This is a genomic window from Paracoccus zhouxuedongae (assembly GCF_041927815.1).
In the GTDB taxonomy this organism is placed as follows: domain Bacteria; phylum Pseudomonadota; class Alphaproteobacteria; order Rhodobacterales; family Rhodobacteraceae; genus Paracoccus.
In genome coordinates, this window is the sequence record NZ_JBHFHM010000006.1 from 36,640 (window position 1) to 62,236 (window position 25,597).

At 67.4% G+C, this 25,597-nt stretch carries 24 protein-coding genes; 9 read left to right on the forward strand and 15 right to left on the reverse strand.

The window, feature by feature from the left end:
• Window positions 1-1,030: 1,030 nt before the first annotated feature.
• The 6 genes from ACEYYA_RS08635 to gltX all read right to left on the reverse strand — a co-directional run bounded on the left by ACEYYA_RS08635 (window position 1,031) and on the right by gltX (window position 6,160).
• Window positions 1,031-1,936 carry a DUF4344 domain-containing metallopeptidase gene (locus ACEYYA_RS08635; RefSeq protein WP_374799652.1) on the reverse strand — a complete coding sequence of 302 codons (906 nt, stop codon included), beginning with the start codon at window positions 1,934-1,936 and terminating at the stop codon, window positions 1,031-1,033.
• A 9-nt stretch (window positions 1,937-1,945) separates the two neighbouring features.
• On the reverse strand, window positions 1,946-2,989 hold the full coding sequence (locus ACEYYA_RS08640; RefSeq protein ID WP_374799654.1) for a MaoC family dehydratase: 1,044 nt from the start codon (window positions 2,987-2,989) through the stop codon (window positions 1,946-1,948).
• Window positions 2,986-3,192 carry a DUF1737 domain-containing protein gene (locus ACEYYA_RS08645; protein WP_374799656.1) on the reverse strand — a complete coding sequence of 69 codons (207 nt, stop codon included), beginning with the start codon at window positions 3,190-3,192 and terminating at the stop codon, window positions 2,986-2,988. The genes ACEYYA_RS08640 and ACEYYA_RS08645 overlap by 4 nt, the downstream gene beginning before the upstream one ends.
• Window positions 3,189-3,746, reverse strand: coding sequence for an NnrU family protein (locus ACEYYA_RS08650; protein ID WP_374799658.1), 558 nt, complete (start codon window positions 3,744-3,746; stop codon window positions 3,189-3,191). Before ACEYYA_RS08650 ends, ACEYYA_RS08645 begins: the two co-directional genes overlap by 4 nt.
• Complete coding sequence (locus ACEYYA_RS08655; RefSeq protein ID WP_374799660.1) at window positions 3,743-4,597, reverse strand: HpcH/HpaI aldolase/citrate lyase family protein; 855 nt, start codon at window positions 4,595-4,597, stop codon at window positions 3,743-3,745. The genes ACEYYA_RS08650 and ACEYYA_RS08655 overlap by 4 nt, the downstream gene beginning before the upstream one ends.
• A gap of 234 nt (window positions 4,598-4,831) precedes the next feature.
• Window positions 4,832-6,160 (reverse strand): glutamate--tRNA ligase, encoded by a 1,329-nt coding sequence (gene gltX / locus ACEYYA_RS08660; protein ID WP_374799662.1) that lies wholly within the window; start codon window positions 6,158-6,160, stop codon window positions 4,832-4,834.
• Window positions 6,161-6,235: 75 nt separating this feature from the next.
• Here gltX and ACEYYA_RS08665 point away from each other — a divergent pair, with 75 nt between their 5' ends.
• Both ACEYYA_RS08665 and ACEYYA_RS08670 read left to right on the forward strand, forming a co-directional pair.
• Window positions 6,236-6,652: a metallopeptidase family protein gene (locus ACEYYA_RS08665; RefSeq protein ID WP_374799664.1), complete on the forward strand. Its 417-nt coding sequence runs from the start codon at window positions 6,236-6,238 to the stop codon at window positions 6,650-6,652.
• A 2-nt stretch (window positions 6,653-6,654) separates the two neighbouring features.
• Window positions 6,655-7,602 carry a 1-phosphofructokinase family hexose kinase gene (locus ACEYYA_RS08670; RefSeq protein ID WP_374799666.1) on the forward strand — a complete coding sequence of 316 codons (948 nt, stop codon included), beginning with the start codon at window positions 6,655-6,657 and terminating at the stop codon, window positions 7,600-7,602.
• A 74-nt stretch (window positions 7,603-7,676) separates the two neighbouring features.
• Here the strand turns inward: ACEYYA_RS08670 and ACEYYA_RS08675 are convergent, their stop codons facing one another.
• Window positions 7,677-8,546 (reverse strand): cation diffusion facilitator family transporter, encoded by an 870-nt coding sequence (locus tag ACEYYA_RS08675; protein ID WP_374799668.1) that lies wholly within the window; start codon window positions 8,544-8,546, stop codon window positions 7,677-7,679.
• Window positions 8,547-8,550: 4 nt separating this feature from the next.
• Complete coding sequence (locus ACEYYA_RS08680; protein ID WP_374799670.1) at window positions 8,551-9,180, reverse strand: SH3 domain-containing protein; 630 nt, start codon at window positions 9,178-9,180, stop codon at window positions 8,551-8,553.
• A 157-nt stretch (window positions 9,181-9,337) separates the two neighbouring features.
• Between ACEYYA_RS08680 and ACEYYA_RS08685 the strand changes: the two genes are divergently transcribed.
• Window positions 9,338-10,324 (forward strand): 2-hydroxyacid dehydrogenase, encoded by a 987-nt coding sequence (locus ACEYYA_RS08685; RefSeq protein WP_374799672.1) that lies wholly within the window; start codon window positions 9,338-9,340, stop codon window positions 10,322-10,324.
• Window positions 10,325-10,331: 7 nt separating this feature from the next.
• Window positions 10,332-11,375: a DUF2332 domain-containing protein gene (locus ACEYYA_RS08690; protein WP_374799674.1), complete on the forward strand. Its 1,044-nt coding sequence runs from the start codon at window positions 10,332-10,334 to the stop codon at window positions 11,373-11,375.
• Between the two features lie 128 nt (window positions 11,376-11,503).
• On the opposite strand, the gene ACEYYA_RS08695 is transcribed toward ACEYYA_RS08690, so the two are convergent.
• The gene (locus ACEYYA_RS08695; protein WP_374799676.1) at window positions 11,504-13,162 is read right to left on the reverse strand and encodes an MORN repeat-containing protein; all 1,659 of its coding nucleotides are present in this window, start codon (window positions 13,160-13,162) and stop codon (window positions 11,504-11,506) included.
• A 97-nt stretch (window positions 13,163-13,259) separates the two neighbouring features.
• Here ACEYYA_RS08695 and ACEYYA_RS08700 point away from each other — a divergent pair, with 97 nt between their 5' ends.
• The 5 genes from ACEYYA_RS08700 (at window position 13,260) to ACEYYA_RS08720 (ending at window position 19,211) form a co-directional block, all read left to right on the forward strand.
• Entirely contained in the window at window positions 13,260-14,924 is a 1,665-nt protein-coding gene (locus ACEYYA_RS08700) for an NAD+ synthase (protein ID WP_374799678.1), read from the forward strand.
• A gap of 267 nt (window positions 14,925-15,191) precedes the next feature.
• Window positions 15,192-16,619, forward strand: a complete 1,428-nt coding sequence (locus ACEYYA_RS08705; RefSeq protein WP_374799680.1) for a circularly permuted type 2 ATP-grasp protein — start codon at window positions 15,192-15,194, stop codon at window positions 16,617-16,619.
• A 12-nt stretch (window positions 16,620-16,631) separates the two neighbouring features.
• Window positions 16,632-17,597 carry an alpha-E domain-containing protein gene (locus ACEYYA_RS08710; protein WP_374799682.1) on the forward strand — a complete coding sequence of 322 codons (966 nt, stop codon included), beginning with the start codon at window positions 16,632-16,634 and terminating at the stop codon, window positions 17,595-17,597.
• Window positions 17,588-18,397, forward strand: coding sequence for a transglutaminase family protein (locus ACEYYA_RS08715; RefSeq protein ID WP_374799684.1), 810 nt, complete (start codon window positions 17,588-17,590; stop codon window positions 18,395-18,397). Before ACEYYA_RS08710 ends, ACEYYA_RS08715 begins: the two co-directional genes overlap by 10 nt.
• Window positions 18,398-18,404: 7 nt before the next feature.
• The gene (locus tag ACEYYA_RS08720) at window positions 18,405-19,211 is read left to right on the forward strand and encodes a peptidase (protein ID WP_374799686.1); all 807 of its coding nucleotides are present in this window, start codon (window positions 18,405-18,407) and stop codon (window positions 19,209-19,211) included.
• Here ACEYYA_RS08720 and ACEYYA_RS08725 read toward each other — a convergent pair.
• From ACEYYA_RS08725 to coaBC, 6 genes are read right to left on the reverse strand one after another with little or no spacing between them, the layout of a single operon-like run.
• Window positions 19,208-21,208 carry a M3 family metallopeptidase gene (locus ACEYYA_RS08725; RefSeq protein ID WP_374799689.1) on the reverse strand — a complete coding sequence of 667 codons (2,001 nt, stop codon included), beginning with the start codon at window positions 21,206-21,208 and terminating at the stop codon, window positions 19,208-19,210. The genes ACEYYA_RS08720 and ACEYYA_RS08725 overlap by 4 nt on opposite strands.
• A gap of 1 nt (window position 21,209) precedes the next feature.
• Window positions 21,210-22,004, reverse strand: a complete 795-nt coding sequence (locus tag ACEYYA_RS08730) for an amino acid ABC transporter permease (protein ID WP_374799691.1) — start codon at window positions 22,002-22,004, stop codon at window positions 21,210-21,212.
• A 1-nt stretch (window position 22,005) separates the two neighbouring features.
• The gene (locus ACEYYA_RS08735) at window positions 22,006-22,794 is read right to left on the reverse strand and encodes a transporter substrate-binding domain-containing protein (protein WP_374799693.1); all 789 of its coding nucleotides are present in this window, start codon (window positions 22,792-22,794) and stop codon (window positions 22,006-22,008) included.
• A 28-nt stretch (window positions 22,795-22,822) separates the two neighbouring features.
• Window positions 22,823-23,881 carry a HesA/MoeB/ThiF family protein gene (locus tag ACEYYA_RS08740; RefSeq protein WP_374799695.1) on the reverse strand — a complete coding sequence of 353 codons (1,059 nt, stop codon included), beginning with the start codon at window positions 23,879-23,881 and terminating at the stop codon, window positions 22,823-22,825.
• Entirely contained in the window at window positions 23,878-24,339 is a 462-nt protein-coding gene (dut, locus tag ACEYYA_RS08745; protein ID WP_374799697.1) for a dUTP diphosphatase, read from the reverse strand. Before dut ends, ACEYYA_RS08740 begins: the two co-directional genes overlap by 4 nt.
• Window positions 24,332-25,519, reverse strand: coding sequence for a bifunctional phosphopantothenoylcysteine decarboxylase/phosphopantothenate--cysteine ligase CoaBC (coaBC, locus tag ACEYYA_RS08750; protein ID WP_374799699.1), 1,188 nt, complete (start codon window positions 25,517-25,519; stop codon window positions 24,332-24,334). Before coaBC ends, dut begins: the two co-directional genes overlap by 8 nt.
• Window positions 25,520-25,597: the final 78 nt, after the last annotated feature.

Here is a 25,597-nt window from a genome sequence, read left to right on the forward strand (position 1 = left end):
GTGGTAAGCTGCATGACCGTGCAAGGCGTGGATCAGGCATCGGTGCGCCATAACGCGCAGCGCCAGACTAGGCCCCGCGCGCGCGCCGACATTCGGCAAAACGCCCCGCCCGCCAGCCGCATCTTGCCCACCGGCGCCCCCTGTCGGGCTGTCTTTGTCAGTGGCGGAGGTCATCCCCCTGCCCCCTTTCGTTCCAACCCAAAGGCAACGGGTTCGTTCGCCCGTGGCAAGACGCAAGACGGCACAAGGCGCGGATCATGCGTTGATGCGCCAAAAAGCGCCGTGCCAGACTGCGCCGCGCGCAACGGCCTACACTCGGCAAAACCACCCTGCCCGCCAGCCCCTTCTGTTCCAGCGGCGCACCCAGTCGGGCTGTCCTTGTCAGTGCCGGAGGTCATGCCCCTGCCCCCTGTCGTTCTACCCCGAAGGCAACGGGTTCGTTGCCGCGTGGCAAGACACATGACCATGCAAGACGCGGAGCAGGCATTGATGCGCCCAAAAAGCCGCGCCACGCTGCGCCGTGCGCAACGGCCGACATTCGGCAAACCTGCCCTGCCGGCCAGCCCCGTCTTGTCCACCGGCGCACCCAGTCAGGCTGTCCTTGTCAGTGCCGGAGGTCATGTTCCTGCCCTCTTGCGTTCTGTCCCGAAGGCAACGGGTTCGTCCGCCCGTGGCAAGACACATGACGGCACAAGGCGCGGATCATGCGTCGGTGCGCCAGCAAGGGCTGCGCCAGACTGAACCGCCCGCGAGGGCAGCTCACCGATCCGGCAGGCGATGGCGATGGCGGGCGTGATGTGTTCGATCGCCGCATCTTCGTCCTGAATGCCCCCCAAAAAACCGGACAGGATCCGCCCCGGTCCTGCGCGCAGGCGGCGCATGGCGGCGCTGATGCGCGATGGCCGGCGCACCGATCTGCGACGCCGGATTGGCGCGGGGGCGGCGTCAAGGGTGATGGCAGCATCACCCCCCGGGCCATGCGCGGCATCCGCGGCGGGGCGATGGCCGACCACCGCCCGCCCCACGCCCATCAGGGCGCAGGCTTTGCCGCCGGTTGCTCGGCCGCCTTGTCGGGCGCGCCTTCGGTCGGCGCCTCAGCCGCCGCCACGATCCCGTCGTGCAGCCGCGCCAATTCGTCGCCGAACTCGGTGCAGATGATGACGCGATGCAGGTCGAGGTCGTAAAACGCGTTCGCCTCGCCACAGCTTTCCATGCCCACGGTGATGTCGCGGGCCAAGCGGTAATGGGCGTTGAAATCCTTGATCTCGGTCGTCAGCATCGCCGCGATCCCGGCATCCTCGGGGCGGATGTCCTTCATCTCGGCCACCAGCTGACCGGGCCCGGCGCCGGGGGCGTCCTTCTCGATCAGTTCAAGCATGGTACCCCAGGACCGCGCGGCCAAGGCGTATTCGTCGGGGCAGCCCTCGGCGCGCTCTTCGGGCAGGCCCATTTCCTTGGCCACACCCTCACGCCGGTCGGGATCGGCACCATAGATCAGGCATAGCTGGTTGTAATAGCGTTGCCGGTCCAGCGCATGAACATCCCAATAGGCGGGCGGATCATCCATGGCCTCATTCGCGAGCGCGATCCAGGCGGCCCCGTTCAGGCGCAGCATGTTCTCGGCGCTCTCGGCTTCCCACAGGGCGTCGATCATGATGGCGGACAGGCCGTCGACCGCCTCCTCCTCGCGGCCCAGAACCGGCAGATCCTCGACATGGATCAGCGCATGGCCGAGTTCGTGATAGAAGATCGCCAGCACATTGGCCTCGATGAAGTCCTGGCGGGTGCTGGCGTCCAGCGCGACGGGAACCGGATCCTCGGGCCATGGCGCGGCGGCCGCGTCGGTTTCGGTCGGGGCAGCGGTTTCGGCATGGGCCAAAGCAGGGGCCATACCGGCGGCCAGCAGGGCCGCCATCAGGGTCGCGTTTCGCAGCATCGGTCTTCCTTACAGGGGCATCAAGGCCCAATAGTCCAGATCCAGCAGCACCGCCGGATCATATTTGCCATCCGCGCCTTTCAGCGCGAAGGGCGCGGCCCCGGCCTTGACCGCGACCAGCCGCAGCCGGATCGCGCCGATACCGGGGGCATCGGTCGGGGCCTTGTCCAGAACCTCGGACCAGGCCTTGACGGTGTCGCCGGCAAAGCAAGGGTTGGCATGGGCGCCGCCATTCAGCGCCACGATCATCTGCGCATTCGCCAGCCCGTTGAAGGACAGCGCGCGCGCCAGGCTGATGACATGGCCGCCATAGATCAGCCGCTGGCCATCGGGCCGGAAGGTGGCGTCGAAATGCACTTTGGCGGTGTTCTGCCACAGCCGGGTGGCGATCATGTGTTCGGCCTGCTCGATGGTCACGCCGTCCACATGGTCGATCTTTTCGCCCACGGCATAATCGCCCCAGCGGTGCGGCTCACCGGCCAGATCGAAATCGTAGCGGCTGAAATCCAGCCCCTCGGGGATTACCAGATCGGCGGGGTCCACGACCGAGGGCAGATCGGGCACCACCGGATCGGGCGCAGGGGCACCCGCGTCGCGTTTGCGCACCATCACCCAGCGAACGTAATCCAGCACCACATCGCCCCATTGGTTGATGCCGCGCGAGCGCACCCAGACCACGCCAGATGTGCGGTTCGAGTTCTCGCGCAGGCCGATCACCTCGGACTGGGCGCGCAGCGTATCGCCGGGCCAGACCGGGCGCAGCCAGCGGCCCTGACCATAGCCCAGATTGGCCACGGCGTTCAGGCTGATGTCGGGCACGGTCTTGCCGAAGACGATGTGAAAGGCGATCAGGTCATCGATCGGGCTGGCGGCAAGGCCGCTGGCGCGGGCGAACTCATCGCTGGAATAGATCGCGCCGCGCGCGGGATAAAGCGCGTGATACAGCGCGCGTTCCCCCGCGCCGACGCTGCGCGGCACGGCGTGGTGGATCACCTGGCCGATACGGTAGTCTTCAAAAAAATTGCCGGGGTTGGTCTTGGCTTTGCCGGTCATTGTTCACCCAGCTTCATGTCAGGCGTGTAATCGGCCGCGACATCCTTGGTGACGGCCTGGGCGCAGCGCATGACGCCATTTCCCGCGTCAAAGGCATAGGCAGGGCTGCCGTGCAGCTCCCACCCTTGGGCAAGTGCCTTGGACACCTTGTGGCAAAAGGCGGCGGTGTCGTCCTCGGTCAGCAGGCGATAGATCTTGCTCATCCGTAAGTCCCCAGGAAAGGATTGTAACCCAGCCAGATGTGGATGCCCGCGATGATGCCATAGATCACCAGCGTGCCCACCAGATTCATCAGATCGCCCTTGATGCCGCGCCCAGGCTTGGGGCGCTGCCAGGGACCGGCGCGGTTGATCAGAACCATCGCTGCGACCGCCCACAGGCCAAGGCCGCCGAACAGCACGATCGACGCCAGATCGCCATTCACCAACAGGTGCGCGACGGCCCACAGCACCATGCCGATCAGCATCGGATGGCGCAGCCGCGGGTAAAGCGTACCCTTGGTGCCGCCCACCCCGAACAGAAAGATCGAGATCAGCATCAGCGTGTTGTTGGCATGGCCCATGCCGGGGATCGGCGTATAGACCGGCACGATATCGGCGGCGCGGTAGCCGATCACCATCAGCAGGATCGCCAGCACCAGCATCCCGGTCACCATCGGCTTTTCGCTGCCCTTCATGGCGCGGTGAAAGCCGGGGACGATGCGGCGGGCGGAATGGGCAAAGACCCACAGCGCGATACCGAGGATCAGAAGCGTCATGACGTTTGCGCCTCCAGCGCGGCGATGGCGTCGACCTGCGCCAGAATGCGGCGCGCGGTCACGATGTGCAGGTTCTCGACGATCTTGCCGTCGACGACAGCCACACCTTGCCCCGCCGCCTGCGCCGCGTCAAAGGCCGCGATCTGGCGGCGGGCAAGATCGACCTCGACATCGGTGGGCGCAAAGGCCGCATTGGCGATGGCCAGTTGCGCGGGATGGATCAGGGTCTTGCCGTCAAGACCCATGTCGCGGCCCTGCGCGCATTCGGCGGCCAGCCCGTCATCGTCCTTGAAGGCGTTATAGACGCCATCGACGATCACCCGGCCATGGGCGCGCGCGGCCAGCAGGCACAGGCCAAGGCCGGCCTGCATCGCCAGCCGGTCAGGACGGGCGCGGCTGTTCAGCTCCTTGGCCAGATCATTGGTGCCCATCACCATGCCCTGAAGCCGCGGATGCGCGGCGATGGCTGCCGCATTCAGCATCCCCAAGGCCGTTTCCATCATCGCCCACAACGGCATGTCGCCGGTCACCGCCGCCACCTGATCCAGCAGATCGGGGGTCGAGACCTTGGGGATCAGAATCGCATCGGCATCGCTGTCCGCGAAAGCCGCCGCATCGTCGCGCCCCCATTCGGTGTCAAAACCATTGATCCGCACGATCCGCGCGCGTGCGCCAAAGCCGCCCTTGGCCAGTTCCTCGGCCAGGATCGCGCGCGCCGCGACTTTTTCGCTGGCCGCCACCGCATCCTCAAGGTCGAAGATGATCGCATCCGCCGCAAGCCCGCGCGCCTTGTCCAGCGCCCGCGCATTCGAGCCGGGGATGTAAAGGACGGAACGATAGGGACGGGTCATGATTCGGCTCCTCGCAACTTTCTTTCGTCAGGGACCATGGAACCGACCGAAACGGCAAGCCCAAATTGCCGCGACGCAGCGAAACGGCAAGGTTGTGAAAGAAAAGGGGGCGCTGCCCCCTCGCGCGTGCCGCGCTCACCCCCGGCGTATTTGGGCAAGAAAGAAAACCGGCGTCATCTTCTTTCTTGACCAAATACGCCGGGGGGTGCGGGGGGCAGCGCCCCCCGTTGGCGATCAGTCCTGGGTGCGCGGCGCGGGCAAAAGCGGCATCAGTTCGGCCATTTCAGGGCCGTGATCCATGCCCGTCAGTGCCCGGCGCAGCGGCATGAACAGCCCCTTGCCCTTGCGCCCGGTGGCGGCCTTGACCGCGCCGGTCCACTCGCCCCAGGTCGACGGCCCCCAGGGCTGCGCGGGCAGCATCGACAGGGCGGTGGCCACGAACTCGCGGTCCTCATCGGCCACCAGCGGCGTGGCCCCCTTGATCACCAGATCCGCCCAAGGCGCCAGATCGTCCAGCTTGGTGATGTTGTGGCGTGCGACATTCCAGAAGGCTTCCGCGCGATCCGCCGGCACGCCCAGATCGGCAATGCGGGCCTGCACGGCCTCGAAGGGCAGCTGCTGGTTGCGCTCGCGCGTCAGCGGCCACAGGTCTTCGGGGTCGAACTTGGTGGGCGCCGCGCCGAACTGGCCGACATCAAAGCCCTCAGCGATCTCGTCCAGCGACAGGCGCAGCGCGACCGGCTGCGATGATCCCAGACGGGCCATCAGCGACAGCAGCGCCTCGGGCGCGACGCCCGCCTCGCGCAGGTCTTTCAGCGAAAGTGTGCCCAGCCGCTTGGACAATTCCTCGCCCTGCGCGCCGGTCAGCAGGCTGTGATGGGCAAATTGCGGCGGCGTGCCGCCCATCGCCTGCATGATCTGGATCTGGGTCGCGGTATTGGTCACGTGATCGGCGCCGCGCACGATATGGGTCACGCCCATGTCGATATCATCGACCGAGCTGGCAAAGGTATACAGCACCTGCCCATCGGCGCGGATCAGCACCGGGTCGCTGACGCTGGCCGCGTCGATCGAGATCGGCCCCAGGATGCCATCGGTCCATTCGATGCGCTCCTGATCCAGCAGAAAGCGCCAATAGCCGTCGCGACCCTCGGCGCGGTAGGCCTCTTTCGCGGCCTCATCCAGCGCCAGGCTGGCGCGGTCATAGACCGGCGGGCGGCCCATGTTCAAAAGCTTCTTGCGCTTCAGATCCAGTTCGGTCGGGCTTTCAAAGCATTCATAGAACCGACCCTTGGCCTTCAGCACCTCGGCCTGGTCGCGGTAGCGGTCCAGCCGGTCGGATTGCCGCTCGATCCGGTCCCAATGCAGCCCCAGCCATTCCAGATCGCGCTGCAACTGGTCGGCATATTCCTGTTTCGACCGCTCGCGGTCGGTATCGTCCAGGCGCAGGATGAAGGTGCCGCCGGTCTTGCGGGCGATCAGGTGGTTCATCAGCGCGGTGCGCAGATTGCCGACATGGATATAGCCGGTCGGCGACGGCGCAAAGCGGGTCACGGTGGTCATGGGGCGTCTCCTGTTGTCATGGCTCTTTCACAGGCCCGCGTTTTTGTCCATATCCAGTGCAGGAAAGGACATCACATGCCCGAACGCTTTGCCGACAGCGACCAGTTCGCCCCCGATGCAACCGAGATCCTGCGCCTGGCCAATCTGGCCCGCGCCGCGCTGCCCGACAAGGTGCGCGATGCCGCCGCCGAAGTTGCGTTGGTGATCGAGGAGCTGGCCGATGCCGATCTGTGCGACGAGCTGGAGATCGACGACCCGTTCGAGCTGACCGGCCTTTACGAGGGCATCCCGCTGACCGAGAAATCGCTGGCCGATCAGCCGCTGTCGCCCGACCGCATCGTGCTGTTCCGCCGCGCCATTCTGGATGAATGGGTGGCGCGCGGCGATGTGTCGCTGAACCATCTGGTCGCGCATGTCCTGGTGCATGAATTCGCGCATCATTTCGGCTGGTCCGATGATGACATCGCCCAGATCGACCGCTGGTGGGAATAAGCATGACCCCGATCCTGACCGTCACCCTGAACCCGACCGTCGATTTCGCCACCAGCGCCGATCGCGTGATCCCCGATGTCAAGCTGCGCTGCGACCGCGCCAGCGTCGATCCCGGCGGCGGCGGCATCAATGTCAGCCGCGCCATCCAGATCCTTGGCGGCCATTCAACCGCCTTTGTCGCGGTCGGCGGCCAGGTCGGTGACAAGCTGATCCATCTCTTGTCCGAGGCCGGGATCGGCCTCGCCCCTTTCCCCGCCCCCGGCGAGACGCGGCAAAGTTTCTCGGTCATCGACCAGGCCAGCGGCCAGCAGTTCCGCTTTGTGATGCCCGGCCCGGACTGGACGCCGAAACATGTCGATCTGGCGCTGTCGCGGATTTCGCGGGCCGCGCCCTCGGGCGGGATCGTGGTGCTGTCGGGCAGCCAGCCGCCGGGCGTGCCCGCCGATTTCCCGGCGCGGCTGGCAGCGCGGATCGCCCGCACCGGGGCGCGGCTGGTCGTCGACACCTCGGGCAAGGCGCTGCATCAGATGGCGGCGCAGCCGAAAAAGCCGGCCTTCATCCTGCGCATGGACGGCGAAGAGGCCGAGGATCTGGCCGGCCGCCCCCTGCCCGAACGCCGCGACAGCGCCGATTTCGCGCAATCGCTGGTGCAGGCCGGGGTGGCCCAGATGGTGATCGTCGCCCGCGGGTCCGAGGGAAACATCCTCGCCACCCATGACGCCCGCTTCCACGCCACCGCGCCCGCCGTGCCGGTGATCAGCAAGGTCGGCGCGGGTGACAGTTTCGTCGGCGCGCTGGTGCTGGCACTGGCCCGCGACCTGGCACCCGAACAGGCGCTGGTCCATGGCGCGGCGGCGGCGGCGGCGGCGGTGATGACCGAGGCAACCGCGCTCTGCACCCGCGCCGATCAGAAACGCCTCCTGCGTCAGGTCGTCCTCAGCCGCTGCTGATGCGTGGGTATTCGGGCAAGGAAGACCAGCCCTTCTTTCTTGTCCAAATACGCCCTTTTGGGGCCACGCCCCGCCTAGGGCCGACCGGCGACATCCTTGTGGATCAGCACATAGGCACCGGGATGGGCGGCCAGGATCGCGGCGCGCAAGGCCCGGCCGATCTCATGCGCGTCGCGCAGCGGCTGGTCGCCGTCCAGTTCGATATGCACATGTACGAACAGACGCGAGCCAGAGGTGCGGGTGTGCAGATCGTGCCAGCCGTGAACGCCCGGCCAGCCATCGAGGATTGCGGTGATCCCGGCCAGGGTGGCCGCGTCCGCCTCGCGGTCCATCAGCGCGTCCCAGGCGGCGCGGCCGATCACGATCGCGCCGCCGATCATCCAGGCGGCGGCCAGCAGGGCGATCACCGCATCCAGCCGCGGCGCAGCCAGCGCCAGCGCCGCCATCGCCCCAAGCGTCGGGCCAAGATCGCCGATGTAATGCAGCCGGTCGGCGGCCACCACCCGGTTGCCGGTGCGTGCCGCGACGCGGGCCTGCCAGATCACCAGCCCCAGCGTCAGCACCGCCGACACCGCCATCACCCACAGCCCGGTGCCGGTGGCCTGCAACCCCGGCATCGCCGGACCGCTCAGCCGACCGATCGCCAGCCAGCCGATCCACAGCCCCGCCCCGGTCACCACCAGCGCCTGAAACAGCGCCGCCAGATCCTCGGCGGCGGCATGGCCAAAGCGGTGATCGTCATCGGCCGGGCGCATCGCATAGATGATCGCCACCAGCCCGCCCGCCGACACCAGCAGATCCATCGCGCTATCGGTCAGCGAGGCCGCGACCGACAAGGCCCCGGTCTGGATCACCGCGTAAAGTTTCAGCCCGACCAGCAGCAGCGCCACCGCGACCGAGGCCAGACCCGCCGACAGGTTCAGCCGTGCATGGCCCGCCTGCACCCGGTCAATCCCGCATTTCGTCGGCGTCCACGCCCCAGATCACGGTTTTCGGCACCCAGCCCCGCGCGCCCCCGGCCGAGATCCGGCACCAGTCGATGCGGCATTCGCCCAGCCGCGCGATCACCCCGGCCTCGGCCCGCGCCACCACCTCGGCATTGATGTCGGGGCGGGCGTGAAAGCCGGTCATGTTGTCCAGAACCGACACATTGCGCACCCCCGACAGCAGCGAGTAATGCACCCAGCCGCCGGCGCCGTCACGGTCCTCGACCCGGCGCCAATGGCCGAACTCGGCGGTGATGCGCAAGGGCATCCCCTCATGCCGGAACACCCAGTCGATGCGGTGGCTCAGCGAGGGGCCGCGCCGGGCGTTGCCCTCATTTCCCTTCAGGCTGACATAGCGCGGCAGCGGCAGATTGGTGACCGGGCCCTTGCCGTTCTGATCGGCGCCGCCGACGCGGCTGGCATAGGCATTGGCGAAATCACCGGGCTTGTCGGCATCGGATTGCGCCGTTTCCTCGGCCTTGGCCACGCCGTCGGGATCGGCCTCCTGCGCAAGGGTCGGCGTGACTGCCAGCCCCATTCCCCAGACCAGAACCCCCGCGGCCCATGCCGCCTTGCCCGCTGAAATCGCCATGCTGCCGTCCTGCATACCCTCGTGATCGCCCACCTTCGTCGCTAACGTCGCGGCCCGGGTGGGTTGGGGGTCTTGTGCCTGCCCCCGTTGCGCGGCACTTTGCCCCAAACGCCCGGTCTTGGAAAGAGCCAGGCGCCAAAACGACAAGGAGACCGCCATGCCCATGCCGCGCCTGAGTGTCGTCGTTACCCGACGCCTGCCCGAGGTTGTCGAGACCCGCATGACCGAGCTGTTCGACGTCGAATTGCGCGATGATGACACGCCGATGACCCGCGACGAACTGGGCGCGGCAATGCGGCGCGCCGATGTGCTGGTGCCCAGTCTGGGCGATCACATCGACGCCAATCTGCTGGCGCAGGCGGGCGACAAGCTGAAGCTGATCGCCAATTATGGCGCGGGCGTTGACCATATCGACGTCACCAGCGCCCGCCAGCGCGGTGTGCTGGTCTCGAACACCCCCGGCGTGCTGACCGAGGACACCGCCGACATGACCATGGCGCTGATCCTGGCCGTCACCCGCCGCATCCCCGAGGGGCTGGCGCTGATGCAGTCGGGCCAATGGGCCGGCTGGTCGCCCACCGCAATGCTGGGCGGGCGTATCGGCGGCAAGCGGCTGGGCATTCTGGGCATGGGCAAGATCGGCCAGGCCGTCGCCCGCCGCGCCGCGGCTTTCGGAATGCAGGTGCATTACCATTCCCGCAAGCGCCTGCGCCCCGAGGTCGAGGAATCGCTGGGCGTGACCTGGTGGGAAAGCCTGGATCAGATGGTGGCGCGGGTCGATGTGCTGTCGATCAACGCGCCCCACACGCCCAGCACCTTTCACCTGATGAACGCGCGGCGGCTGAAGCTGATGAAGCCCTCGGCGGTGATCGTCAACACCTCGCGCGGTGAGGTGATCGACGAAAACGCCCTGACCCGGATGCTGCGCGCGGGCGAGATCGCGGGCGCGGGGCTGGACGTCTACGAACACGGCGCCGAGATCAACCCGCGCCTGCGCGAGCTGCCCAATGTCGTGCTGCTGCCCCACATGGGCAGCGCCACGACCGAGGGCCGGGTCGAGATGGGCGAAAAGGTGATCCTGAACATCAAGACCTTCGCCGACGGCCACCGCCCGCCGGACCTGGTTGTGCCGGGGATGTTGTGACGGGGCGATGAGCGCCGCCCTGCGCGCCGCCTTCCTGTCGCAGGCGCAATCCTGCGAGGCTTTGGGATCGCCCTTCATGGCGCGGCTGATGCGGCTGATGGCGGATCACTGGCCGGGGGATACGGCGCTGGCGGCCCGGGTCGCGGCATGGCCGGGGCGGATCGACAGCGCGGGCGACAGCCTGCCCTTGCGCATCGCGGGCGGGTTGCACGCTCTGGTTCTGTCGGGGCAGGACAGCGCGCTTGCCGCTGTCTATCCGCCGCACCAGGTGGACGACGACGCCCTGATCGCGGCGGTTCTGGCGGCGCTTCGCCGACATGACGCGGATCTGTGCGCCGGGCTGTCGCGCGCCCCGCAGACCAATGAGGTCGGGCGCAGCGCGGTGCTGATCGCCGCCGGGAACGCGCTGGCGGCGCGGTTCGGCCTGCCGCTGGCGCTGTCGGAGCTGGGGGCCAGTGCAGGGCTCAACCTGATGTTCGACCGCTTCGCCCTGGCGACGCCCGGCGGCACCATCGGCCCGGCGGACAGCCCGGTGCGGCTGGCCCCGGACTGGCGCGGCGATCCGCCGATGGCCGGGCCGCTGGTCGTCGCTGATCGGCAGGGCGTCGATCTGAACCCCGCCGATCCGCGCGATCCGGGCGACCGGCTGCGGCTGCTGTCCTATCTTTGGCCCGACCAGCCCGCGCGGCTGACCCGCGCCAAGGCCGCGATGGCGATGTTTGACGCGCAGGTGGCGCGCGGCGATGCGGTGGATTGGTTGGCCATGCGGCTGGCCCATCCGATGCCGGATCGGCTGCATCTGATCTACAGCACCGTCGCCTGGCAGTATGTCCCGGCGGCGGCGCAGGCGCGCGGCACCCGCCTGATCGAGGCCGCCGGGCGCGGCGCGACCGATCAGGCACCTCTGGCCTGGCTGACCTATGAGGCTGACAGCCAATCCCCCGGCGCCGGTGTCACGCTGCGGCTTTGGCCGGGCGATCTGCGGCTTGACCTGGGCCGCGCCTGTTTCCATGGCCGCTGGATCGACTGGAAACGGCCCCTTCAGGACTGACCGACGCCGTGCGGATTGCCATCCGGGCTGCCGGATAAACGCCCCCGAACCACGATGTCCGGTAGTCTGGACCCAAGGCCAGACGCAAGCCACCGCCCGATCAAGCGAGCGGGCCGATCACCGACAGATCAATTCCCGCCCGCGCCCGATCCGCCCGGCGCGACCGGTGCGGTCATCTGCATCTGCGGGCCGGGGGCGGCGGCCTCGGCGGGGGCGGCGGGCGTGGGTTGGTCCATCGCCGGGGCGGGCGGCGCGGCTGGGGTGGGCGTGACCGGGGCCGGGGCCGCCGGGGTCTTGGCGGCCTCAGTCAGCGGCTGGCTGGCCAGGTCGCGCGCGGCCTGGGCGGCGGCGCGGGCCTGATCGGCGGCGGCCTGCGCGGCGCTTTGGCCGGCCGCATCCTCGGCCCCGACCTCATGCGTCAGCACATTGCCCTGCCAATCCCCGGCGATCTGCTGGCCACCGGCATAGCGCATCGTGCCCGCGCCCTGGCGCTTGCCTGCGGCGAACGCCCCTTCATAGACATCGCCATTGGCATAGGTGGCCACGCCCAGACCGTCGATCTCACCCGCTTTCCAGCCGCCTTCATAGCGGAAGCCGTCGGGCATGGTCAGCACGCCCTGACCGTCGCGCAGGCCCGCCTTGAACTGGCCCTGATAGATCGTGCCATCGGCATAGGTCGCCGTCCCGCGCCCCTCGCGCTGACCGGCCTGCCATTCGCCGTCATAGCTGTAGCCATCGGGATAGGTCATCTTGCCCCGGCCCTGATTGCGGGCGGCGACGAAATCGCCCTCATAGACCAGACCGTTGGCGTAAGCGGCGCGGCCCTTGCCCTCGATCACGCCGCCGTTCCAGCCGCCCTCATAGGTCGCGCCATCGGGATAGGTGATCTTGCCCTGCCCCTGCGGCAGATCGGCCATCAGCGCGCCCTGATAGACGGAGCCATCGGGATAGGTCACGCGGCCCTGACCCTCCATCCGGCCAGCCATCCAGTCGCCGTCATAGACATAACCATCGGTGCCGCGAAAGACGCCGCGCCCCTGACGGCGGTCATCGACAAAGCCGCCCTCATAGCTGTCGCCCCCGGCATAGGTGACCTTGCCCTGACCCTGACGCTTGCCGCCGACCATCGGGCCTTCATAGATGTCGCCATTGGGCTGCACCAGCCGACCCTGCCCGCCCATCTGGCCATCCGCCCAGACGCCATCATAGGTCAGCCCGTCGGCCATCGTCAGCCGCCCCTGCCCGGCCCGCGCCCCGCCGATCATCCCGCCCTCATAGACCGAGCCATCGGGATAGGTGATCTTGCCCTGGCCTTCCTTGACGCCATTCACCCAATCGCCGTCATAGCGATAGCCGCCGGGCGCGGTCATCACGCCCTTGCCATGGTGAACGGCATTCTGGAACTGGCCCTGATAGGTGGTGCCATTGGCATAGACCGCGCGGCCTTCGCCGGTGATCTCGCCGTCCTGCCAATTGCCTTCATAGGTCGAGCCATCGGCATAGGTGATCTTGCCCTGGCCCTGCGGCTTGCCCTTGACGAAATGGCCGACATAGACCGCGCCATTGGGAAACACCGCGCGGCCCTGGCCCAGAATTTCCCCCGCCACCCAATCGCCGTCATATTCATAGCCATTCGGCAGCCGATAGCTGCCCCGCCCGTGCTGTTTGCCGTCACGGAAGGTGCCCTGATAGACACCGCCATCATCATATTGCTTGGTCACCACCTCTTGTGCGGCGGCGGGCAGCGTGGACAGCAGCAGCACCAAAGCGGCGACGGGGCCTTTCATCGCGGTCTCCTTGCGGTTGATGGCCCCTTGTTCCTAACGGCTGGCGCGGCGAAGGCAAAGCCCTTACATCGGGGGCAGAACCGCAACGGAGCGCGCGATGACCGACCACTTCCGCCTGACCCTGGCGCAGTTGAACCCGACCGTCGGCGCGCTGGAGGCCAATGCCGACAAGGCCCGCGACGCCTGGGCGCAAGCGCGCGGCGCGGGCGCCGACATGGTGATGCTGCCCGAGATGTTCCTGACCGGCTATCAGACGCAGGATCTGGTGCTGAAGCCTGCCTTCACCGATCACGCGGCGGCGGTGCGCGACCGGCTGGTGGCCGATTGCACCGGCGGCCCGGCTTTGGGGATCGGCCTGCCCTGGCGTGATGGCGCGCGGCTGTTCAACGCCTATGAGGTCTGGCAGGACGGCCGCCTGATCGCGCGGGCGCTGAAGCACAACCTGCCCAATGAAGACGTGTTCGACGAAGAACGGCTGTTCGACACCGGCCCGATCACCGGCCCTTACCGGACCCGCGCCGATGGTCCGATCATCGGCACCCCGGTCTGCGAAGACGCCTGGCATTCCGACGTCCCCGAGACTCTGGCCGAGGCCGGGGCGGAGGTGCTGTTCATCCCCAATGGCTCACCCTATCGCCGGGACAAGCTGGACCTGCGGATGAATGTCATCGTCGCCCGCGTGGTCGAGACCGGCCTGCCCGCCGTCTATCTGAACGCGGTCGGCGGGCAGGATGACCAGCTGTTCGACGGTGCCAGCTTCGTGCTGAACCCGCATGGGCAAAAGGTCGTGCAACTGCCCGCCTTTGACGACTGCGTGGCGCATGTCGATTTCACCCGTGGCCCCGATGGCTGGCGCGCCGAACCCGGCCTGATGGCCCCGCAGCCCGGCGATCTGGAACAGGATTACCGCGCCATGGTGCTGGGCCTTGGCGATTACCTGCGCAAATCCGGCTTTTCCAAGGTCGTGCTGGGCCTGTCGGGTGGCATCGACAGCGCGCTTGTCGCCACCATCGCCGCCGATGCCCTGGGGCCTGCGTATGTGCGCGGCGTGATGCTGCCGTCGGAATATACCTCGCAAGGCAGTCTGGATGACGCCGCCGACATCGCCGGGCGGCTGGGCATCCGGCTGGATACCGTCTCGATCGAGGGGCCGCGCGCTGCCGTGGCCGATGCGCTGTCCGGGGTGATGGCCGGCACCAAGCCCGATGTGACCGAGGAAAACATCCAGTCGCGGCTGCGCGGTCTGATGCTGATGGCGATTTCCAACAAGCATGGCGAGATGCTGTTGACCACCGGCAACAAATCCGAGGTGGCCGTCGGTTACGCCACCATTTACGGCGACATGGCGGGCGGCTATAACCCGCTGAAAGACATGTATAAAACGCGGGTGTTTGCGGCCTGCCGCTGGCGCAACGACAATCACCGCGACTGGATGGCGGCGCCTGCGGGCGAGGTGATCCCGCCGCGTATCATCGACAAGCCGCCAAGCGCCGAACTGCGCCCCGACCAGAAGGACGAGGACAGCCTGCCACCCTATCCGGTGCTGGACGCGATCCTGGAGCGGCTGATCGAGGGCGATCAATCGGTGGCTGAGGTGGTCGGCGCGGGCTTTGACCGCGACACCGTGCGCCGCGTGGAACGGCTGATCCAGATCAGCGAATGGAAACGCTTCCAATCCGCCCCTGGCCCACGCCTGACGACCAAGGCCTTCTGGCTGGACCGCCGCTATCCGATCGTGAACCACTGGCGCGATCCGTCCTGAGCGGGGCGCAGCTGGCGGGACCGGATGCGGGGGCTGTCCGCCCCCGACCCTCGGCCATGGGCTGCGGGCGTCCGTCGGCGAAAAGGTCCACCGGACCTTTTCGTGACCCTTCGCACCCCCGAGGATATGCCTGCCACGAAGAAAGGCCGTCGGCTGCCCGGTTTTTGGGCACGGGCCGGAACCGGGACGGTCTGGCACGGGTTTTCGCCGCGAAGGGTTTGACGGGGCGTGGAAAACCGGCAGATTAGGGGCAAAGAGGGTGTGGGGATGAGTGCTTTTGATGAGATGACCTCGACCGCCGGGGACGGGACTGACCAGCCGGTGCGCGCGCCCTATGGCGACTATCACCGCTGGCTGACCGAACAGCCACCAGAGCGGCTGGCCGCCAAGGCCCAGGATGCCGAGGAGGTCTTTCGTCGCACCGGCATCACCTTTGCCGTCTATGGCGATGCCGAGGCCGCCGAGCGGCTGATCCCCTTTGACATCGTGCCGCGCGTCATCTCGGCTGCCGAATGGCGGCGGCTGTCGGCGGGGATCGAACAGCGGGTCCGCGCGCTGAACGCCTTTCTGGACGACATCTATCACCGCCAGGAAATCATCCAGGCCGGGATCGTGCCGCAGCGGCTGATCGCGGATAACGACGCCTTCCTGCCGCAGATGATCGGGATGCGCCCGCCCGGCGGCATCTATACCCACATCATTGGCACCGATATCGTCCGCACCGGCCCCGACGATTTCTTCGTGCTGGAGGACAACGCCCGCACCCCGTCCGGTGTCAGCTACATGCTGGAAAACCGCGAGACGATGATGCAGCTTTTCCCCGAACTGTTCAGCCGCGTGGGGGTTGAGCCGATCGAGGATTACCCGCATCTGCTGCGCGCCAGCCTGGCGGCGGCGCGGCCGGCAGGCGCGCCCTCGCAACCCACGATTGCGGTGCTGACGCCGGGCATTCACAACAGCGCCTATTACGAACACGCCTTTCTGGCCGATCAGATGGGGGTGCAACTGGTCGAAGGGTCGGACCTGCGGGTGATCGACGGCCATGTGGCGATGCGCACGACCGAAGGCTATCGCCAGATCGACGTGCTGTATCGGCGCATCGACGACGATTATCTGGACCCGATGAGCTTCCGCCCCGACAGCGTGCTGGGCGTGCCCGGCATCATGGATGTTTACCGCGCGGGCAATATCACCATAGCCAACGCGCCGGGCACCGGGATCGCGGATGACAAGGCGATCTATTCGTATATGCCTGACATCATTCGGTTCTATACCGGCAAGGATGCGATCCTGGGGAATATCCCCACCTGGCGCTGCTCGGAACCCGACAGCCTGGCGCATGTGTTGGACAATCTGGCCGATCTGGTCGTGAAAGAGGTTCACGGATCGGGCGGCTACGGGATGCTGGTCGGTCCCGCTGCCACCACGGCCGAACGCGCCGCCTTTGCCGACAAGCTGCGGGCGCGGCCCGGCAATTACATCGCCCAGCCGACGCTGGCCTTGTCGACCTGCCCGATCCTGACCGAGGCCGGGCTTGCCCCGCGCCATGTCGATCTGCGCCCCTTTGTGCTGGTCTCCGACAAGATCCGCATCGTGCCCGGCGGGCTGACGCGGGTGGCGCTGAAGGAAGGGTCGCTGGTCGTGAACTCGTCGCAGGGCGGCGGGACCAAGGACACCTGGGTGTTGCGGGACTGAGGGGGGATCACCATGCTTCTGGGCCGCACCGCGAACGGCATGTTCTGGATGGCGCGTTACATCGAGCGCTGCGAGGCGATGGCCCGGCTGATCGACGCCGGGCAACATATGGAATTGACGCGCGGGCCGCAGGTGGCCGACTGGCGGTCGGTGATGGCCTCGGCCGGGGTGCTGGGGGGCTATCTGGCCACCCATCCGGGCGATGGCCCGGTGCAGGGGCGCGATGCGATCGACTTTCTGCTGCGCGACGTGGGCAACCCCTCATCGGTGCTGTCCTGCCTGGATGCGGGCCGGTCGAACGCGCGGATGGTGCGCACCGCGCTGACCCGCGACGTGTGGGAGGCCGTGAACGAGGCCTGGCGGCGGCTGCGCACCCGGCTGGCGGCGCCGGTGGGCGCCGCGGAACTGCCGGCGCTGATCCGCGACATCAAGCAGGCGACAACGCTGATCCGCGGGTCGATCCAGAACACCCAACTGCGCACCGACAGTTTCGATTTCGCCCAGATCGGCCTGCATCTGGAACGCGCCGACACCACGGCGCGGATTCTGGATGTGAAATATTTCGTGCTGCTGCCCTCGGTCAGTTGGGTGGGATCGGCGCTGGATACGGTGCAATGGGAATCGATCCTGCGGTCGGTCAGCGCGCACAAGGCCTATCGCTGGGCCTATCAGGCCGATGTCGACCCGGCCAATGTCGCGGATTTCCTGATCCTGAACCCGCGGATGCCGCGCTCGCTGGCCTATAACTATGCGGTGGTGGCCGAATCCCTTCAGCGGCTGGCCGCGCAATACGGCACCCGCCCCCCCTGCCATGAGACCTGCGCCCGCATCCGCCGCCAGCTTGAGGTGCAGGGCATCGACGAGATCTTTGAACAGGGCCTGCATGAGTTCCTGTCGGGCTTCCTGAGCGGCAACGCCCGGCTGGGCAATGAGATCGCCCGCGATTACCAGTTTACCGAGGTCGCCCCATGCTTCTGACGATCAGCCACCGCACCAGCTATGCCTATGATCGCCCGGTGGGTTATGGCCTGACCCGGCTGCGGCTGGTGCCGCGCAACGGGCCGCTGCAACGGGTGCGCGACTGGCGGTTAAGCATCGAGGGGGCGACCGAACAGGTGGCCTATCGTGACCAGTTCGGCAATGACACGCGGCTGATCGCCGCCGAGGGCCTGCCGCATCAGATCACCATCACCGCGCGCGGCACGGTCGAGACCGAGGATTCGGCGGGCGTCGTCGGCGCGCATCGCGGCGCCGCGCCCCTGTGGCTGTTCCAGCGCCCGACCGCGCTGACCCAAGGGGCGGACCGGCTGGCCGATCTGGTGGCGGGGCGTCCGGGCGCCGCGCAGGGTCTGGACGGGCTGCACGATCTGATGGGCCGGGTGGCCGATGCCGTCACCTGGCGCGTGGGCGATACCGATGCCGCGACCACCGCCGAACAGGCGCTGACGACGGGCAGCGGCGTCTGTCAGGATCAGGCGCATGTGTTCATCGCCGCCGCCCGCGCGCTTGGCTGGCCCGCGCGCTATGTCAGCGGCTATCTGCGCATGGATGATCGCACCGAACAGGCCGCCAGCCACGCCTGGGCCGAGGCGCATGTCGATGGTCTGGGCTGGGTCGGCTTCGACGTCGCCAACCGCATCTGCCCCGATGCCCGCTATGTCCGCATTGCGACGGGCCGCGATTATGCGGATGCTGCGCCGATCACCGGGCTGCGATTCGGCGCCGGGGCGGAAACGCTGGATGTGCAACTGACGGTGGCCAGCCAGCAACAGGCATGAGGGCGCGATGACCTATTGCGTGGGCATGATACTGGACAGGGGTCTGGTGTTCATGTCGGATACCCGCACCAATGCGGGGGTCGACAATATCTCGGTGTTCCGCAAGACCCGCATCTGGCACGAACCGGGCGACCGCACCATCGTGCTGATGTCGGCGGGCAATCTGGCCACCACACAATCGGTGATCGGACGGCTGGACGAACGCGATCTGGCCGCCGATGCGCGCACCATCCCGATCCTGCAACAGCCCACCATGTTCCGCACCGCCGAGCTGATCGGCCGCCTGCTGCGCGACGAGATCCAGCGCCAGGACGGCGCGGCGGGGCCGCAGGCGCAGGGCCGGTTCGGGGCCAGCCTGATCCTCGGCGGCCAGATCGCCGGGTCGGAACCGCGCCTGTTCCTGATCTACCCCGAGGGCAATTTCATCGAGGCCACGCCTGACACGCCGTTCTTCCAGATCGGTGAGACCAAATATGGCCGGCCGATCATCGTGCGCGCCTATGACCGCGCGATGTCCTTCCCCGAGGCGGTGAAGTTGCTGACCGTCAGCTTCGATTCCACGCTGAAGGCAAACCTCTCGGTCGGGTTGCCGCTGGATGTGACGGTCATGGAACGGGGCACGATGGAGGTGGTCTTGAGCCACCGCATCGCCGAGGATGACCCCTATTTCCACATGATTTCAAAGGGCTGGGGCGCGGCCTTGTCATCGGCCCTGCGCGGGCTGCCGAACCCCCGGCTGGACAGCGCGCACTGGCAGGATGACGGCGTGGGCGATGACCTGCCCTCGCCCACCGCGCCCGCGCCGCAGGATTAGGCCAGCCCGCGCCCCTCGAGCATCGGCCCGACACCCGGCATCCGGCCCCGGAAGGCAACATACAGATCATCCGGGGCGACCGATCCGCCTTGCGACAGGATGGTGCCTTCCAGCCGGGCGGCGGTTTCGGGGTCGAACGGATCGCCCGTCTCGGTAAAGGCGGCGAAGGCGTCGGCGTCCATCACCTCGGACCACATGTAGCTGTAATAGCCCGCCGCATATCCCTCACCGGCGAAAACATGGGCGAAATGCGGCGTCGCATGGCGCATCGCCAACGCGGGCGGCATGTCCAGCTCGGCCAGGATCTCTGCCTCGCGCGCAAGGGGGTCGGCGGGGGGCGGGCCGCTGTGGAAGGCCAGATCGACCAGTGCCGATGCGGTATATTCGACCGTCGCCGCCGCCTGATCAAAGGTCTGCGCCGCCAACAGCCGGTCGCGCAGATCGGCCGGCATCCGCGCGGCGCTGCGGAAATGGCGGGCATGGGCGTCCAGCACGGCGGGCACGGTCAGCCAATGTTCGTAAAGCTGGCTGGGCAGCTCGACGAAATCGCGCGCGACCGAGGTGCCGGACACAAAGCCATAGGTCACATCGGACAGCATCTGATGCAGCGCATGGCCGAATTCGTGAAACAGCGTGCGCGCATCGTCCCAACCCAGCAGGCAGGGATCGCCCTTGGCAAAGTTGCACACGTTGACGACGATCGGCCGGGTGTCGCCGCCCAGCTTGCGCTGCGCCCGGATCGCCGAACACCACGCACCCGAGCGTTTCGAGGCCCGCGCGAAGTAATCGCCCAGAAACACCGCCACATGCTCGCCATCGCGCGTCACCTCCCATGCGCGGACATCGGGGTGGTAAAGGGGCGCGTTGAACGGGCGGAAGTTCAGCCGGAACAGCCGGTGCGCTACGTCGAACATCGCCGCCAGCATCGCCTCGAGCGAGAGATAGGGCTTCAGCGCGGCCTCATCGAAGTCATGGTCGCGCGCCCGACGCTTTTCGGCGTAATAGCGCCAGTCCCAGGCCTCAAGCGCGCCGTTCACGCCGTCCTCGGCCATCATCTGTTGCAGCACGGCGTGATCGGCCCGCGCCTTGGCCTGCGCCCGGTCCCAGACCTGCATCAGCAGATCACGCACCGCATCGGGCGTCCGCGCCATTTCCGGTTCCAGCTTCAGATGCGCGTAATCGGCATGGCCCAGCATCTGCGCGCGTTCATGGCGCAGCGCCAGAATGGTCGCGGCCAGATCGCGGTTGTCATGGTCATTGCCATTGCGCCCGCGCGCCACCCAGGCGCGCCAACCCAGTTCGCGCAGATCGCGGCGCGGGCTGGTTTGCAGGAAGGGCACGATCAGCGACCGGTTCAGCGTCAGCACCGCGCCGCGCCGCCCCCGGTCGGTGCCCGCATCGCGCATCGCCGCGATCAGGTCGGCCGGCAGCCCCTCAAGATCGGCGGCGGTCATGTCCAGGAACCAGTCGGCCTCCTCGGCCAGCACGTTCTGGGCAAAGGCGGTGCTGGCGACCGCGCCCTGCTGGGCAAGATCGGCCATCCGCGCCCGGCCGGCATCGTCCAGACCGGCTCCGGCGCGGGTGAACATCTGCCGGTAAAGATCCAGCACGCGGGCCTGTTCGCCCGACAGGCCATCGCCCGGCACCGCCTGAACGCGGGCATAAAGCGCCGGGTTCAGCAGCACCTGAGACGAGAAATCGGCCAGCTTCGGCGCCATCTCACGCTCGATGGCCTGACGCGCGGGGGTGCTGTCGGCACCGACGAGGTTGTAAAAGACACCCGCCACCCGCGACAGCTCATCCTCGGCCAGTTCCAGCGCCTCGATGGTGTTGGCGAAATCGGGGGCATCGGGATTTTCGGCAATCGCATCAATGCGCTGCCGGGCGATGTTCATGGTCTTTGTGAAGGCCGGGGCGAAATCCTCATCCCGGATGGCGGCGTAATCGGGCAGGCCGAACGGGCCGGTGCCGGGGTTCAGCAAATGATCAATGCTCATGTCAGTCCCTTTCCGGTGCGCCACGCGATCGCAGATGCCGTTCCAGCGCCGACAGAGCCAGCGACAGGGAAACGGTCAGCGTCAGATAGATCAGCGCCACAAGGTTATAGGTCTCGAAATAACGAAAGTTCGCGGCAGCGGTGACTTTGCCCATCTGCGTCACATCCGCAACCCCCAGCACCGACACAAGCGAGCTATCCTTGACCATGGCCACGAAATCATTGCCCAAGGGCGGCAGGATGGTGCGGAAGGCCTGCGGAAAGGTGACATGGCGGAAGCGTTGCCAGCGGTTCAGGCCAAGCGCCTTGGCGGCCTCGATCTGGCCCTGTTCGACCGATTGCAGACCGGCGCGAAAGACTTCGGCCAAGAAGGCGCCATAGGCCAGGATCAGGGCCAGCACGGCGCGCCAGATCAGCGGAAAGTCGCGGGTGCTGACAGCGGGCAGGCCAAGCGCGTTCCAGCCCGCGACAAGGGCGGGCGCAAGGGCGAAGGCGGTGTACAGCAGCACCACGATGATCGGCAGGCCGCGCATCACCTCGATGAACAGCCGCGCGCTTTGGCGCACCAGCAGCCAGCGGGATTGCCCGGCCAGGGCCAGGCCAAGCCCGACCAGAAGCGCCCCGGCAAAGGCCGTCAGCGTCACCATCAGCGTGATGCGGATGCCCTTGGCCAGGATCGCCAGCGTTTTGACCTGCACCGGGTCGCTGGCCACCTGCCACGCCGCAAGGGCGCCGCAGATCAGCAGGACCGCCAGCCACCAGGGGCGATCCGCCCCCGGCTTGCGCACAGGCCCCATGTTACTGGCCCAGCTTGGTTTCCAGGAACCACTTAGTCGTCAGCGCATCCAGCGTGCCATCCGCCTTCAGGCTGTCAATCGCGGCATTGACCGGGCCAACCAGGTCGGACCCCTTGGCGAAGATGAAGCCGAAATCCTCGGCCCCCAGCTTTTCACCGATGATCTTCAGCTTGCCCTCGCTGGCGGCGACATAGCCCTTGCCCGAGGTCTCATCGGTCAGCACCAGATCGACATCGCCGGTTTGCAGCGCCGCGACGCCCGCGCCGAAAGTCTCGAACAGCTTGACGCGGGGGTTGGCTTCATTGCCGTCCAGCAGTTCATAGACACCGACGTAAAAGGGCGTGGTACCGGGCTGCGCGGCGATCAGCAGCTTGTCATCAGCCTTGAAACTGGCGGCATCGGTAAAGCGCGCCTCATCGCCGCGCACCATCATCACCATTTCTGACCGCATGTAGGGGTCTGAAAAATCGACCTTTTCCTTGCGATCATCGCGGATGGTGATGCCGGTCATGCCGATGTCCATCTGGCCCTCGGCCACCGCCGGGATCATCGCATCCCAGGATGTCGTCTGATAGCTGACGGTCATGTTCAACCGCTTGGCGATCTCGGCCATGGCGTCATATTCCCAGCCGATCGCCGTGCCCTCTGGCCCCATGTATTGCAGCGGCGGATAGGCGTTTTCGACCGCGACGGTCACGGCGCGGCCACCCAGGTCGGGCAGATCGGCAGACAGCGCAGGCGCGGCAAGGCCAAGCGAAAGGGCAGCAGCCAGCAGGGCGGATTTCGTCATCTGGGGGTCTCCGGCAGGGGGGTGGTGGTCAATGTGCGGTGGAATCTGCGCCCTGTCCAGCGCAGATCGGGCAATCGGGGCGGGGCTTTGTGCGGATCTCGCGCCCCTCGCCATAAAGCCCGTCATGGATGACAAGGCGGCCCCGCAGCGTGGCCCCCGCGCCGGTGATCACGCGCATCGCCTCCAGCGCCATCATCGTGCCGATGACACCCGGAAGGGCGGCGGCGACGCCCGCCTCGGCGCAGGCGGGGACCAGGCCGGCGCTTGGGCGCTCGGGGAAGATGCATTGGTAACAAGGCCCACCATGTGCCGGATCATACAGGGAAATCTGCCCCTCCCACTGGCCGATGGCACCGGCGATCAAGGGCTTGCGCGCGGCCACGGCGGCGGCGTTGACCAGATAGCGGGTGTCGAAATTGTCGGTGCCGTCGAGGATCAGGTCGTGATCGGCAAACAGCCGCGCGGCGATGGCCGCATCCAGCCGGTCGGTGATCGCCGTCACCGCGACATGAGGGTTGATCGCGGCCATGGTCTGCCGGGCCGAAAGCGCCTTGTTCATGCCGATCCGGTCGGTCGCATGGATGATCTGGCGCTGCATGTTCGACAGGCTGACGGTATCATGGTCGATGACCGTGATCCGCCCCACACCGGCGGCGGCCAGATACATCAGCACGGGCGAGCCAAGCCCCCCCGCGCCGACCACCAGCACCCGCGCCGACCGCAGGCGGCCCTGCCCCGGCCCGCCGATCTCGCGCAGCATCAGATGGCGGGCATAGCGGTCGATCTCATCCTCGCCCATCATGTCGGCGGGGGCCGCGACCGGCGCGGCAATCGGTTCCGGCACCGGCAGCGCGCGGGCGCGCAGCCAGCCAAGACCCGCGCGATAGGTGGCGATCAGCGCCAGCCCCATGCCCCAGGCCGCCCAACCTTGCGGGCCGCCGCCAAAGCGCCCGGCCAGCCCCGGCTGCATCGAGGCGGCCAGACCCGCCAGCCAGACGCCCGCCAGCACCAAGAGGATCACCCGCCCGCGCAGGCCAAAGGCCCAGCCCGCCAGGGCGACCGCGATCAGCAGGAACACCCCGATCATTCCATCCCCGTCGAGCCAAAGCCGCCCGTGCCCCGCGCTGTCTCGGGCAATGCAGGGGCGAGGTCGAACCGGGCGCGGATCACCGGCGCGATCACCATCTGCGCGATCCGCATTCCATGCGTGATTTCAATCGCTTCCAGCCCAAGGTTCACAACGATTATAGACACAGGCCCGCGATAGTCGGCATCAATCGTGCCGATCCCGTTGACCAACGCCAGCCCGTGCTTCAGCGCCAGCCCCGACCGCGCGCGGATCTGCACCTCGAACCCGTCGGGGATCGCCATCGCAAGGCCGGTGGGGATCAGCGCGCGCTCGCCGGGGGCCAGCGTGACGCCCTGCCCGCCGGGAAAATTGGCGCAAACGTCCGCCCCCGCCGCGCCCGCCGTCTGATAGGCGGGCAGCGGCACCGCCGGATCGGCGCCGGGCAGGCGCTGGACCTGGATCACTGGATCAGCCATTCAGCGCCTCGGCAATGCGGGCGGCCAGACGGCGCGCGACCTGATCCTTGCGCAGGCGCGGCCAATCCTCGGCCCCCTCCGCGGTGATCAGCGTGACGCGGTTTTCCGACCCGCCCATGATGCCGGTTTCGGGCCGCACATCATTGGCCACGATCCAGTCACAACCCTTGCGCGCCCGCTTGGCCTGGGCGTGGTCGACCACGGTGTCGGTCTCGGCAGCGAAACCCACGACCAGACGCGGACGGCCCTCGGCCAGGCGGCTGACCTCAGCCAGAATGTCGGGGTTCTCAGTGAACTCCAGCACCGGCAGGCGGCCCGAGCCATCCTTCTTGATCTTGCTGGCCCCGGCATTGGCCACGCGCCAGTCAGCCACCGCAGCCGCCATCACCGCCGCATCGGCAGGCAACGCGGCCAGCACCGCCTCGCGCATCTCGCGCGCGGTTTCGACCCGGATCACCTGAACGCCCGCGGGCGGCGGGACGCTGGCCGGGCCGGTCACGAAGCTGACCCGCGCGCCCAGATCGCGCAAGGCCGCCGCAATCGCCGCCCCCTGCGCGCCAGAGGACCGATTGGCGATGTAACGCACCGGATCAATCGGCTCATGCGTGGGACCGGATGTCACCAGAATATGCCTGCCAGACAAGGGCCTTACAGATCGATCTTCAGAAATCGTCTCAACAATCTCGGCGACCTCGGCCATCCGCCCCGGCCCGACCTCACCGCAGGCCATGTTGCCGACATTCGGCCCGACGATGCGAATGCCATCGGCCCGCAACGTCGCCAGATTGCGCTGTGTCGCCGGGTGATCCCACATCCGCACATTCATCGCAGGCGCGATCAGCACCGGCTTGTCGGTCGCCAGCAACAGGGTCGAGGCCAGATCGTCGGCATGCCCCCCCGCCATCTTCGCCATCAGATCGGCAGTCGCGGGTGCCACCACCAGCAGATCGGCATCGCGCGACAGCTGGATATGGCCCATCTCGGCCTCATCCTTCAGGTCGAACAGATCGGTATAGGCCTTGACCCCGGCCAGCGCGGCGACCGAAAGCGGCGTCACGAACTCATGCGCCGCGCGGGTCAGCACCGGCACCACCTGATCGCCGCGCTCGCGCAGGCGGCGGATCAGGTCGAGGCTTTTATAGGCGGCAATCCCGCCGCCGATGATCAGCAGAATGCGCATGGCACCCCCCTTTGTCTGACCCGTTCTAGGCGCGCAAACGACAAGGGGCAAGCGCGCGCCTGCCCCCTTCCTCTTTGT

What these genes read in the sequence shown, in the direction of transcription:
- ACEYYA_RS08670 (WP_374799666.1), top strand. Translation starts at nt 6,655, where the DNA reads ATGACCCCGATCCTGACCGTCACCCTGAACCCGACCGTCGATTTCGCC.
- ACEYYA_RS08680 (WP_374799670.1), bottom strand. Translation starts at nt 9,180, where the DNA reads ATGGCGATTTCAGCGGGCAAGGCGGCATGGGCCGCGGGGGTTCTGGTC.
- ACEYYA_RS08715 (WP_374799684.1), top strand. Translation starts at nt 17,588, where the DNA reads ATGCTTCTGACGATCAGCCACCGCACCAGCTATGCCTATGATCGCCCG.
- ACEYYA_RS08720 (WP_374799686.1), top strand. Translation starts at nt 18,405, where the DNA reads ATGACCTATTGCGTGGGCATGATACTGGACAGGGGTCTGGTGTTCATG.
- ACEYYA_RS08690 (WP_374799674.1), top strand. Translation starts at nt 10,332, where the DNA reads ATGAGCGCCGCCCTGCGCGCCGCCTTCCTGTCGCAGGCGCAATCCTGC.
- ACEYYA_RS08700 (WP_374799678.1), top strand. Translation starts at nt 13,260, where the DNA reads ATGACCGACCACTTCCGCCTGACCCTGGCGCAGTTGAACCCGACCGTC.
- ACEYYA_RS08635 (WP_374799652.1), bottom strand. Translation starts at nt 1,936, where the DNA reads ATGCTGCGAAACGCGACCCTGATGGCGGCCCTGCTGGCCGCCGGTATG.
- ACEYYA_RS08645 (WP_374799656.1), bottom strand. Translation starts at nt 3,192, where the DNA reads ATGAGCAAGATCTATCGCCTGCTGACCGAGGACGACACCGCCGCCTTT.
- ACEYYA_RS08725 (WP_374799689.1), bottom strand. Translation starts at nt 21,208, where the DNA reads ATGAGCATTGATCATTTGCTGAACCCCGGCACCGGCCCGTTCGGCCTG.
- gltX (WP_374799662.1), bottom strand. Translation starts at nt 6,160, where the DNA reads ATGACCACCGTGACCCGCTTTGCGCCGTCGCCGACCGGCTATATCCAT.
- ACEYYA_RS08705 (WP_374799680.1), top strand. Translation starts at nt 15,192, where the DNA reads ATGAGTGCTTTTGATGAGATGACCTCGACCGCCGGGGACGGGACTGAC.
- ACEYYA_RS08735 (WP_374799693.1), bottom strand. Translation starts at nt 22,794, where the DNA reads ATGACGAAATCCGCCCTGCTGGCTGCTGCCCTTTCGCTTGGCCTTGCC.
- ACEYYA_RS08655 (WP_374799660.1), bottom strand. Translation starts at nt 4,597, where the DNA reads ATGACCCGTCCCTATCGTTCCGTCCTTTACATCCCCGGCTCGAATGCG.
- ACEYYA_RS08640 (WP_374799654.1), bottom strand. Translation starts at nt 2,989, where the DNA reads ATGACCGGCAAAGCCAAGACCAACCCCGGCAATTTTTTTGAAGACTAC.
- ACEYYA_RS08665 (WP_374799664.1), top strand. Translation starts at nt 6,236, where the DNA reads ATGCCCGAACGCTTTGCCGACAGCGACCAGTTCGCCCCCGATGCAACC.
- ACEYYA_RS08685 (WP_374799672.1), top strand. Translation starts at nt 9,338, where the DNA reads ATGCCCATGCCGCGCCTGAGTGTCGTCGTTACCCGACGCCTGCCCGAG.
- ACEYYA_RS08710 (WP_374799682.1), top strand. Translation starts at nt 16,632, where the DNA reads ATGCTTCTGGGCCGCACCGCGAACGGCATGTTCTGGATGGCGCGTTAC.
- ACEYYA_RS08730 (WP_374799691.1), bottom strand. Translation starts at nt 22,004, where the DNA reads ATGGGGCCTGTGCGCAAGCCGGGGGCGGATCGCCCCTGGTGGCTGGCG.
- ACEYYA_RS08650 (WP_374799658.1), bottom strand. Translation starts at nt 3,746, where the DNA reads ATGACGCTTCTGATCCTCGGTATCGCGCTGTGGGTCTTTGCCCATTCC.
- ACEYYA_RS08695 (WP_374799676.1), bottom strand. Translation starts at nt 13,162, where the DNA reads ATGAAAGGCCCCGTCGCCGCTTTGGTGCTGCTGCTGTCCACGCTGCCC.
- coaBC (WP_374799699.1), bottom strand. Translation starts at nt 25,519, where the DNA reads ATGCGCATTCTGCTGATCATCGGCGGCGGGATTGCCGCCTATAAAAGC.
- dut (WP_374799697.1), bottom strand. Translation starts at nt 24,339, where the DNA reads ATGGCTGATCCAGTGATCCAGGTCCAGCGCCTGCCCGGCGCCGATCCG.
- ACEYYA_RS08740 (WP_374799695.1), bottom strand. Translation starts at nt 23,881, where the DNA reads ATGATCGGGGTGTTCCTGCTGATCGCGGTCGCCCTGGCGGGCTGGGCC.